This is a genomic window from Burkholderiales bacterium (assembly GCA_035560005.1).
In the GTDB taxonomy this organism is placed as follows: Bacteria; Pseudomonadota; Gammaproteobacteria; order Burkholderiales; family Eutrophovitaceae; genus DASRFY01.
Genome location: DATMAN010000013.1, coordinates 1 through 10,946, shown reverse-complemented (window position 1 = coordinate 10,946; position 10,946 = coordinate 1). Strand labels below are relative to the sequence as shown.

Annotated in this window: 9 protein-coding genes; 1 reads left to right on the top strand and 8 read right to left on the bottom strand. The window is 63.2% G+C overall.

The genetic code is table 11. The features are described 5' to 3' along the window. Window positions 1-106: 106 nt before the first annotated feature. The 5 genes from VNM24_01345 to VNM24_01325 all read right to left on the bottom strand — a co-directional run bounded on the left by VNM24_01345 (window position 107) and on the right by VNM24_01325 (window position 5,082). Window positions 107-760 (bottom strand): PIG-L deacetylase family protein, encoded by a 654-nt coding sequence (locus tag VNM24_01345; GenBank protein HWQ37244.1) that lies wholly within the window; start codon window positions 758-760, stop codon window positions 107-109. An 87-nt stretch (window positions 761-847) separates the two neighbouring features. Continuing rightward, the gene (locus VNM24_01340) at window positions 848-1,630 is read right to left on the bottom strand and encodes a sugar phosphate nucleotidyltransferase (GenBank protein ID HWQ37243.1); all 783 of its coding nucleotides are present in this window, start codon (window positions 1,628-1,630) and stop codon (window positions 848-850) included. Window positions 1,631-1,673: 43 nt separating this feature from the next. After that, a complete protein-coding gene (locus tag VNM24_01335; GenBank protein HWQ37242.1) occupies window positions 1,674-2,711 on the bottom strand; it encodes an SDR family oxidoreductase in 1,038 nt (345 codons plus the stop codon). Between the two features lie 47 nt (window positions 2,712-2,758). Then, window positions 2,759-4,012, bottom strand: a complete 1,254-nt coding sequence (locus tag VNM24_01330) for a class I SAM-dependent methyltransferase (protein ID HWQ37241.1) — start codon at window positions 4,010-4,012, stop codon at window positions 2,759-2,761. Between the two features lie 239 nt (window positions 4,013-4,251). Next, on the bottom strand, window positions 4,252-5,082 hold the full coding sequence (locus tag VNM24_01325; protein HWQ37240.1) for an XrtA system polysaccharide deacetylase: 831 nt from the start codon (window positions 5,080-5,082) through the stop codon (window positions 4,252-4,254). A gap of 817 nt (window positions 5,083-5,899) precedes the next feature. On the opposite strand from VNM24_01325, the gene VNM24_01320 reads away from it, so the two are divergent. After that, window positions 5,900-7,285, top strand: coding sequence for a TIGR03013 family XrtA/PEP-CTERM system glycosyltransferase (locus VNM24_01320; GenBank protein ID HWQ37239.1), 1,386 nt, complete (start codon window positions 5,900-5,902; stop codon window positions 7,283-7,285). Between the two features lie 94 nt (window positions 7,286-7,379). Here VNM24_01320 and gspF read toward each other — a convergent pair whose 3' ends face one another. From gspF to VNM24_01305, 3 genes are all read right to left on the bottom strand, one after another. Next, window positions 7,380-8,588 carry a type II secretion system inner membrane protein GspF gene (gene gspF, locus VNM24_01315; protein ID HWQ37238.1) on the bottom strand — a complete coding sequence of 403 codons (1,209 nt, stop codon included), beginning with the start codon at window positions 8,586-8,588 and terminating at the stop codon, window positions 7,380-7,382. 46 nt (window positions 8,589-8,634) lie between these two features. After that, window positions 8,635-10,059: a type II secretion system ATPase GspE gene (gene gspE, locus VNM24_01310; GenBank protein ID HWQ37237.1), complete on the bottom strand. Its 1,425-nt coding sequence runs from the start codon at window positions 10,057-10,059 to the stop codon at window positions 8,635-8,637. Further along, the coding region (locus VNM24_01305; GenBank protein ID HWQ37236.1) for a type II secretion system protein GspD at window positions 10,056-10,946 on the bottom strand (891 nt) is incomplete at its 5' end. The genes VNM24_01305 and gspE, both read right to left, overlap by 4 nt.

Here is a 10,946-nt window from a genome sequence, read left to right as displayed (position 1 = left end):
CCCACAAAGACGAAGTCATAGCGGCGGATCCGCGCTGCTCGCTCAACTCGTGGCTCGAGCTCATCGATCTCGGGAGGCCGTCGGCTTCATCGGTCCGGACGGTATCTCAAAGTACCAGTTTCCTCGCGTGAAAGGCTTCCGCGAAGCCGCTCGGCGAACGGGATTCCAGGCCGCGAAGCCGCATCAACCCCAGGAAGTTTTCGGCAACGAACCAGTCTTTGCTGCGTTGTGACGAAAAATAACGCCGCAGGTGACCGACCTTTCGGCGCGCGATCGCGGCAGATATGGGAACGTAGGCATTGGGCGGCGCCAGGTCACCTTCGTACTTGGGAATCTCGTATTCGAGAACGACGTGATTGCGCCAGGTGTTCCAGGTCAGATCCGCAGCGAGCCGATGATCCTGATGCCGATCCCCCAGCCAGTGCGTCAGAACCACGTCGGGGTTTACCTTCCCTTTAAGATCTTCGAAAAACCCCTTCACGTCGACGTACTGTCCTGGAAGATGACCGTCTCTGAACGAGCCAATCACGACTCTGGATTTGGTCGCACGCGCCAGGAGCGCACGGGCACTCCGATGAGCTTCCGAGGCCCGGACTCCCTCTGCGCTGAGAACGACCCATGTCACCTCGATCCTGCGCACGCCGGCCAGCCAGCTCATCACAGTCGCTCCGCAGCCGATTTCGAGGTCGTCGCTATGCGCGCCGATGCACAGCAGCCGCAACGGGCGACCCGCGCGGATTTCAGGTACCAGCCGCAACACAACTAACCCGGACTCTCTTGGGAGCGTGGCGTGGTGCGAGAGCGGCTCCGAGCCGCGAGGCGAGCAAGACCGGAACTACCCGAGTTCTCACTTCGTCTTCTTCCAGACCATCCAGGGGCAGTCGCCACGTGCTTCCATGCGATCCAGCGTAATCTTGTCCTTGAAGGTATCCATGGCCGCCCAGTAGCCTTCGTATTTCACCGTGATCAGCTTTCCTTGCGCGAGAAGGCGCTTGAATGGCTGTTCCACGAGTTCTTCCCCTGGCTGGATGTAGTCGAAGATCTCACGCCGCAAACAGAAGAACCCACCGTTGATCCAGTAATCCGAAGCGCTTACCGGCTCGATCGCGGTGACCAGACCGCTGTCATCCGCGTGCACGGCGTGGAAGCTCTGCGAGGGACGCACCGACACAAAACTCGCGACGGCATCGGCTGCACGGAATCTGCCCACATACCAGTCCAGCGGCAGATCGCTCAACCCGTCGGAGTAATTGGCGAGAAAGATCTCATCCCCTTCGACCAGATGCCTGACGCGCAGCAACCGCTGCCCGAGATTGGAGTGCATCCCGGTATCCACAAACGTAATGCGCCAGTCGTCGATGCCTTCGTCGAAAATCTCGATGCGACGTCCACCTTCCGACATCACGAAATCCGAGGACATCGCCTCGCGATAATCGAGGAAGAACTCGCGAATGAGATCGCCCCGATAACCAAGACACAGAATGAATTCCTTGTGGCCGAAGTGCGCGTAATATCGCATCAAATGCCAGAGGATCGGCCGATATCCGATGTTCACCAGCGACTTCGGGATCGTATCCGAGTGTTCGCGCAGTCGCGTGCCGAGGCCGCCGCAGAAGAGAACGACTTTCATCGACCGACCGTTTCAGCCGATATGCTCGGCGCAAGAGACGTTGTCATTCCTGCCTCCAGAACAGATCTTCGTCGATCTGTTGCGTGCGCTGAAGGTACTTCAACTGCTTCAGTCGCGTAAACGCACGGAACTCGTAGGACTCCGGAGAGAACTCGATTCGCTCGAAGAGGCGACGCAATTCGCGGGCGCCGGCCGCGGCGGTCCAGCGTGCCCTGAATCCCGGCAGCCGACTGGCAATCTTGTCGAACGAAACCCGGTAGCTGCGGTTGTCGGCACTCGGCGGGCCGGCGGTGACTTCGCAGCCCGGAAACGCTTCGGCGACGATTGCAGCGATCTCGCGTACCCGGTAGTTTTCGGTGGTGGCACCCACGTTGAAGATCTCCCCGTTGACCGCTTGCGGTGGCGCCTCGAGCGTGCAGCGAATCGCTTCGCAGATGTCCTCGACGTGCACGATCGGCCTCCATGGGCTGCCATCGCTGACCATCGCGATCTTCTTCTTTGTCCACGCAAGCGCACACAGATCATTGAGCACGATGTCGAAGCGCATCCGCGGCGACGGCCCGTAGGCGGTCGCGTTGCGCAAAAACGTAACGCAAAACTCGGCGCCGGCCATCGGCGCCAAGTCGCGTTCCACCAGGACCTTGCACTTCGCATACGCAGTCTGGGGATTGGTCGGCGAGGTTTCGTCCAGAAACTCCCCGCTACCAACACCGTACACGCTGCACGAGGAGGCGTAAACGAATCGCCGCACACCTGCTTCACGCGCGGCCCTTGCGATTCGGACCGAGCCTTCATGATTGATCTTGTAGGTGACCTCCGGACGGTTCTGGCCCAGCGGATCATTGGACAACTCGGCGAGGTGGACAACAGCCTCGAAGCCTTCGAAGTCCGTTGCGGTTACCGTGCGCAGATCCTTGTAAACAGTGCGCGGAGATTGGGGCAGGCCGATCGGATCCAGGTACAAGGTCCCGTCGCGGTAGAAGCCGGTGTCCAGACCCACGACCTCGTGACCGCGCGTGCTGAGCCAAGGTGCCAGGCGCGCGCCGATATACCCTTCAGTGCCCGTGACAAGTATTCTCATTTTCCTGAGATCAGCCTTATCGTCGTTGCGTGGCGGCTAAGCGCCACTCAGAACACGCGCACTTCGGGAATCGGCACTACGAACCTCCCACCCCACTCGCGGATGTACGCCGCCTGCGCGGCTATTTCGTCCTTCAGGTTCCATGGCAGGATCAACACGAAATCCGGGCGCGCTTCTCGTATCTTATCCGGTGCAAGGATCGGGATCCGCGTGCCCGGGGTGTACTTTCCCTGTTTGTACGGATTGGCATCCACCGTAAAGTCGAGGAAGTCTGTCCGAATGCCGCAGTAATTGAGCAGCGTGTTGCCCTTGCCTGGTGCACCGTAGCCAGCCACCCTCTTTCCGCGCTCCTTGGCGTCGATCAGGAACGCCAGCAGTTTGCGCTTGGTCGCCTTGACCTGCTCTTCGAAGCCGCGGTAGCGCTCCAGCGTCAGAAAGCCGTCGTCGAGCTCGCGCCGCCGCAGCGCGTGCGCGCGCTCCGATACCGGCACGGCATCGTTTTCCGCGTGGCGCGCGTAGATGCGCAGCGAACCCCCGTGGGTCGGCAGTTCCTCGACGTCGAAAAGCGTCAATCCATGGTGAGCGAAGATGCGCTCCACGGTCACGAACGACAGGTAGCTGAAGTGTTCATGATAGATGGTGTCGAACTGGTTCTCCGCGATGAGCCTCGCGAGGTGCGGAAACTCCATGGTAATCACGCCGTGCGGCGCCAACAGGATCTTCATCCCGCCGACGAAATCGTTGATGTCCGGCACATGTGCCAGCACGTTGTTCCCCAGAAGGACATCGGGCCGGCCGTGCTCGGCGGCGATCGACGTCGCGGTCTTGCGGCCGAAGAACTGCACGGTTGTCGGTATGCCCTTGTCGATCGCGGCCTTGGCGACGTTGGCTGCAGGCTCGATGCCGAGCACCGGGATCCCGCGCGCGACGAAGTGCTGTAGCAGATAGCCGTCGTTGCTGGCGATCTCCATCACCTTCGAGGCCGGGCCGAGCCTGAAGCGTTTGATCATCATCTCGGCGTAGCGGCGCGCGTGCTCCACCCAGCTCGTCGAATAAGAAGAGAAGTATGCATACTCGGTGAAGATCTCTTGGGGGGTCACGAACTCCTGTAGCTGAACCAGAAAACACTGGTCGCACACGTAGGCGTGCAACGGGTAAAACGGCTCCATCTCGGCAAGCTGATGGGAGCTGACATAGGACTCGCACAAGGGCGACATGCCCAGGTCCACGAAGGTGGTCTTCAGCGCAGTGCCGCAGAAGCGGCACGCAAAACTACGCGCGCGAGCGGCTGAGTGAGACATGCGGCCCGCGGCTGACGTTGCTATCGAATCCATGCAAAGAACTCTCCCTTTTCTCAGGCTTGTCGCTTCGGTTGTGGTTGTTTCGGGGCCGCGCGCGATCGTCGCAGCCATTGAATGAATCTGAGACATGGTAACGCATGATGGGCCGTTAGCAGGCATTATCCACGAACGGCGCCTACGGCATTGCGACCTGTGGAGCGCGGTTCACCGGACCTCGGGCGTCGATGCAGGCACGATGGTCAGAGCAGGCCGAGCTGCGCCAACCCCTCCCTTGCAGGGGCAAATTCGAACTCGCCGAGCAGCCGTCGCAAGCGCTCTTCGCACTTGTGCAGATTCGTGTAATGGCGAAACCGCGACAACCAACTCGCGGGCACGCGCGGCTGCCCCGGATCGATCTCCCATGGGTGCAGATAAAAGATGAACGGCCGCGCCTCGCGCCCGTTGATCGACTCGAGGCCCCAGCGAGAGAGCCAGTACGGAAACAGCCTGAAGTATCCCCCGCCCGCAACGGGCAACCTCAACCCGAAGATGCTTGCCGTGGCGAGCGGCCATTCCAGGATCGCACTGCCGTTGGGCGTAGTCATTCTGTGCGGACGCCGCTCGGCATCGGGGATACCGTACCGGTCGTGGCGCACGGGAAAGATGCTCGAGTCGTAAACGAATCCCAGCTCGGCCAGAATATCGAGGGCCCAAAGGGATTCCTCCACGATCGAGTAGCTCGCCGCCCGATACCCGAGCACTTCGGATCCGCTGATATCCTCGAGCAGTTTCTTCGATCGGACCGTCTCCTCGCGAAATTCCTTGGGAGACTGTTCATAGACCAGCCGATGTGAGAACCCGTGGCAGGCGATTTCGTGACCGCGCGCGGCGATCTCCTTGACCAACTGCGGAAACCTCTCGCCCACCCATCCCAGCACGAAGAAAGTTCCGCGAACCCCGAATTCCTCGAAAAGCGCGAGCAGCCGCCGAGTGTTGCCGACAACCCGGGATTGGCGCGAAGACCAGGTGTTGCGATCGATGCTGGGCGCCAGCGCCGACACGTGAAAGTAGTCTTCCACGTCGACGGTCAGCGCATTGATCGGGCCCCCGGCTCGCCGGGAACCGGTCTTCTCCGCTGTTCTACCGTGTGTTATGACAACCTCCTGAGAAAAGTTGGCCAGAGCGTTGTTTCCGGCATCCCGCGACGCACCCTCGGGCGGCTCCTCGAGCCTTCTCAAGAAACAGATGAACGATCACACATGGTCCACGCACTGGACGCGGCCGCCGGCCCGCTATCGTACCGCAAGTAGGCAATGCCCAACACGCCATTGCCTCTTCCACGTTACGGTCAGTCAAGTACTTGGAGAGACATCTTGAAGCATAAGATGATGTTTCCATGCCGCCGTCGCAAGCTATTGTTTGCTTGCTCGAAAGTCTTGGTCTATGCTGATGTCGTCGGTCGGCGACATCCAGCCTGTGCCTAGAAGCAGGGTAAACGATAAAAGGGCCTTGGCTGGCTACACGGAAAGGTCGCCTGCCGCGCAGCGGCGTCCGCGGTAGAGCCAGGAAGGGGTAGAAGCAACAACAACGAGAATCCTGGCGGTTCGCTGAACCGCAAGCAGTAGCAGGAAGGGAGGCATTCCTTTTTGGGCGTTACGGATGCATTGCTTCGCGCACGGCGCAAGCCTGCATCGCCGTTGACGCGTTCGCCCTCAAGCCCGGCAAGGGTTGGAGTCCCGCCCCTATGCCGCTTCCCCCTTCCCGGCTCTGATGGACTGCAGCCGCATTGCAATGTAAGGCCATAACAATTACACGGGCTGGCGTTGTCGGGCATTGGCCGTTGTCCGGAATGTCCGGCACCAGCCCAAGAACAACCGCAGCAGTAGGCACGTTCTTCAAGGGGGGGCAATGGTTTTTGTCTACGGTTATCGCATTCCTGTTGCAGTCGCGCTGCAGGTGGCGTTGGAGGCACTGCTCGTCTCGTTCGCCATCCTGGTGGTTGCGGCGCAGATCGATGCTTCCAGCCACATCGAGAGTCTGAGCATCGTCCTGCTTCTCGCGCTGACGCTGGCCAGCCTGAGCGTGTTCATCAATCTGAGGCTCGGACTGCACCTTCACGATTATCCCGGCGACCTGATCCGCCTGATCGCGAGCCGGGAGTTTGCGCTGGTCATGGCGATACCGGTCGCCTACGTGGCCATTTCGTTCGGACCAAACAGCCACGGGTTCGAGAACCCTCTCGCCCAAAGCCTGCTCATCGCGATTCCAGGTCTCGTGCTGGTCCGCGGGGTCTTCGTCTTTTCGGGCATCCGCAACGACCTTCTGACGTACCGCATCTTGGTCGTCGGGACCGGACGCGACGCCTCTGCCGTCGAACGGGCGCTGCACAGGGCGGCCGGTATCGCCGTGGTTGCGTTCTATCCGCTCGGACGTGCGGAGGACCTGGCTGTTTCGCCGGAACGGATCGTTCCGGCGGGAACCTCCCTGGTGGACGCGGCAAGGAAGTTGCGCGTGGACGAGATCGTGGTCGCAGCCCGTGAGCAACGAGGCGGGATGCTGCCGCTGCGCGATCTGGTGGACTGCCGGCTGGCAGGCGTTCGCGTCAGTTGCCTGCCCACCTTCTTCGAGCGTTTTCGCGGCGAGATCCCGATCGATTCGCTGAAGGCCGGGTGGCTGATCTACAGCGAGGGCTTCCGCCAAGGCTGGGGCCGGAACTTCGTCAAGCGCACGTTCGATCTGGTTGCGTCGATTCTCCTGCTGCTCGCAACTGCCCCGATCATGGTGCTGACCGCCGTCGCCATCCTGATTGAAAGCGGCCGGCCGGTGTTCTATAGCCAGGAACGGGTCGGACGCGGCGGCAGAACGTTCCGGCTGCTGAAGTTCCGGAGCATGACCGTAGATGCGGAGCGAGACGGTGTCCCGCAGTGGGCACGTGCGGACGATCCGCGCATCACGGCGGTTGGAAACTTCATCCGCCGGTCGCGCATCGACGAGCTGCCACAGATCTTCAATGTGCTCAAAGGCGACATGAGCTTCGTGGGTCCGCGTCCGGAGCGGCCGTTCTTCGTGAACGAGCTGACGGAGAAGATCCCGTTCTACCGCGCCCGGCTCAGCGTCAAACCGGGAATCACCGGGTGGGCGCAGACGCGGTTCTCCTACGGCGCGTCAATCGAAGACGCGATCAAGAAACTCCAGTACGACCTGTACTACGTCAAGAACCACACGCTCTTGCTGGACCTGATCATCGTGCTGAAGACGATGCGGGTCGTACTGTCCGGTGAAGGGGCGCGGTAGCAGCTTTCGAAGCGAAGCGTTCGGTCCTCACGCAGCGCGTCGGGCACGCTGACCACTGCGGCGAAAACGGGCCGGCAAGCCTGCCGATCCTGTATCAGCGCACGAGCTGATTGATCTCGATGATCGGCATCAGGACGGCGAGCACGATGCCCAGCACGACGGCGCCCATCACCAGAATGAGGACCGGCTCGAGCAACGTGGCCAATGCCGTCGCACGGCGCTCCACTTCGCGGGTCTGGTTGCGCGCGGCGTGAGCGAGCATCTGGGGTAGTTGGCCGGTGGCCTCTCCAACCTCGATCAGCCGGATCAGAACGGGCGGAAAGACCTTCGCCTGGGCCAGCGCCCGCCCCAGACTCGATCCTTCGCGCACCCGCTCGATCGCTTCTCTCACCACGCCGCGCAGGACCGAGTTGCCCAGTGTGGCCTGTGCGGCGGCGAGCGCGCGCAGAATGGGCACTCCCGCCTCGGTGAGCATCGCCATCGTCGCGGCAAAACGCGCGCTATCGATGCCCTGCACCAGACGTCCGAACAGCGGCAGACTCAGCACTCGTCGATCCCAGGCGGTTTTCGGGCCCGGCCGACGCAGCGCGGCGCGCACTCCCCACAGCGCGGCCCCAAGTCCCAGCAGCAGCCAGAGCCCGAAGGTCTCCAGGAAAGCGCTCACAGCCAGCAGCAAGCGCGTGGGCCACGGCAATACCTGCCGGGTCTGTTCGAAGACCTGGACCACCTGCGGAACGACATAGGTCATCAGAAACAGCACGATCCCGAATGCCACCACGGCGACGATCGCCGGATAGGTCGCCGCACCCACTAGCTTGGTGCGCAGGGCCTGACGGTCCTCCAGGTACTGCGCCAGCCGCTCGAGCACGGTGCCGAAACTCCCGGCCTGTTCGCCGGCCGCCACGGTGGCGCAATAGACCTGCGGGAAGACCCTGGGGTGTCGCGCAAGGGCGTCGGCCAGCCGGTATCCGGAGGCGACATCCGAGCGCACAGTGCGAAACACCTCCCGCTGGGCTTCGCTGTCCGCCTGCTCCGCCAGCGTGGAGAGCGCCAGATCCAGCGGCAGACCGGCGCTGATCAGACTCGCAAGCTGCCGGGTCGCCAGCGCGAGTTCGGCCGGGGGCAGGCGATTCCGGGAAACTTCCCGCGACTTGGCGCCGGTGCTCCCAGCCGGCTCGACCGAGATCGGCAGAAGCCCTCGGGCACGCAGGGCGGTCCGCGCCGCCCTGGCGCTGTCCGCCTCCAGCTCGCCGCTTTCGATGCGGGCATTCGCCCGCGCCGCTTCGTACCGGAATGTGGCCATCTCAGGTTTTGGGAACAGGCGCAAGACTTCGGCCCGACGTGCCCATTTACTCCTCCCGCGTCACCCGCGCCAGCTCTTCGACCGACGTCGTGCCGTCCGCCACCCAGCGTGCGCCGTCCTCGGCCATGGTGCGGAAGCCGCGCGAGCGCGCGAGCGCGCGCAGGGCGTGCTCCCCTTCCCCGCCGTGGATCGCCTCGCGAACCCGATCGTCCACCATCAGCAGCTCATAGATGCCGGTGCGACCGCTGTAGCCGGTGTTCCCGCACGCGGGGCAGCCCGCCGCATGCCAGCGGCCGTGCGCGTCCTGCCGCCGGCACACCGGGCAGAGCCTGCGCACCAGGCGCTGAGCCAGCACCCCCAGAAGCGACGAGGACAGGAGGAACGGCTCGATGCCCATGTCGATGAGCCGTGTGACCGCCGAGATCGAATCGTTGGTGTGGAGAGTCGCCAGCACCAGGTGACCGGTGAGAGAAGCCTGGACCGCGATCTGCGCGGTCTCGGCATCCCGGATCTCGCCGATCATGATGACGTCCGGATCCTGGCGCAGGATGGCGCGCAAGGCGCGCGCGAAGGTCATGCCGATCCGTGGATTGACCTGCGTCTGTCCGATGCCGGGCAGGTCGTACTCGATCGGATCTTCCACGGTGAGCACGTTCGTGGTGGCGGTGTCCACGCGCGAGAGCATGGCGTAGAGGGTCGTGGTCTTGCCGCTGCCCGTGGGCCCAGTCACCAGCACGATGCCGTGGCTCTGCCGCACCAGCGCCTCGACTCCGGCCAGCGTGTCCTGGGCCATTCCCAGCTTCTCCGGCGTGAGCCGGCCGCGCTCCTTGTCCAGCAGGCGCAGCACCACGCGTTCGCCATGGCCCGCGGGGAGCGTCGAAACCCGCACGTCGATCGGCCGCCCGCCCAAGCGCAGCATGATGCGGCCGTCCTGCGGCAGGCGCTTCTCGGCGATGTCGAGGTTGGCCATGATCTTGATGCGCGACACCAGTGCGGCATGCAGGCCGCGTCGCGGCCGCACCACGTCGCGCAACGTACCGTCGACCCGGAAGCGCACCACCGAATAGCTCTCGAAGGGCTCGAAGTGGATGTCGGAGGCGCCCTCCCGCACCGCCTGCGAGAGCATGGCATTGAGCATGCGGACGATGGGCGCATCGTCGCGCGCGTCCAGCAGGTCCTCCACCTCCGGCATGTCCTGCATCAGCCGGTCGAGGTCCACTTCGCTTTCCACCTCGCCCACGACCGAGGCGGCGTGCTCGCCGCTATCCACGTATGCGGCGCGCAGGCCCTCCTCGAAGCGCGGATCGTCCACCAGCTCCAGGGCGATCTCGCGGGCCAGCGCGCGACGCACCTCGGCGATCGCGGTGGCCGGCGTGCGCTCGGTCACCCACAGCACCAGGCAGCCGTCGCGTTCGCCGGCCGCGAGCACGCGATGCGCCTTCGCAAACGAATAAGGAACCGGCTGCCTCATCGCGCGTCGGCCGGTGGCTGTGTCCCCGTCTGTGGTTGCGCCGCGCGCGGCTTCTGTCCCATGTGAAATTCCGGCATGACCGGTCCCTGCATCGGCGGCAAGGCGAAGTGGCGTTGGGTCTGCGTCTGCTGCTGAAGGTTGCGCATGTAGTCGTAGCGATCCACCGTCAACACGCGCGAAGCAGACTCGTCCCGCACCACGTGTGGGCGCAGGAAGAGCATCAGATTGGTTTTCTGGTTGCGCCGCGTCTCGTAGCGGAACAGATGCCCGAGCAGCGGGAGGTTCCCGAGGATCGGCACCTTCTCCACCGTGTTGTTGAGCTGGTCCTGCACCAGGCCGCCCAGAACCACGATGCTGCCGTCTTCGACCACCACGTTGGTCTCCAGGGAGCGCTTGTTGGTGATGATTCCGGCGGTGGTTTCCGGTTCCTGGACGCTCGACACTTCCTGGTAGATGGCGAGCTTGATCGTTCCGCCTTCGGTCACCTGAGGCTTGACCTTCAGGGTCAGGCCGACGTCGCGCCGCTCGATCGTTTGAAAGGGAGTGACCGTCGCGCCCCCGGTCTGCGGGAGGAACTGTCCGGTGATAAACGGCACGTTCTGCCCGACGACGAACTTGGCTTCTTCGTTGTCGAGCGTGAGGATGTTGGGGGTGGACAGGATGTTGGCCTTGCTGTTGGTTTCCAGCGCTCGCGCCAGCACCGCCAGGTTGGTGATGGTGCCCAGTCCCGGGATCGTCACCTGGCCGCGGATCACCCCGATATTGAGCCCGCGCCCGAGGTTGCCGAGATTCCTGGCGCCGCTGACGATGTTTTGCGTCGCGTCGCCGAAGTTGGTGCCGCCGGCGATGGTGGTTCCGCTGTCGATCTCGTTCAATCCGGTGAGCCA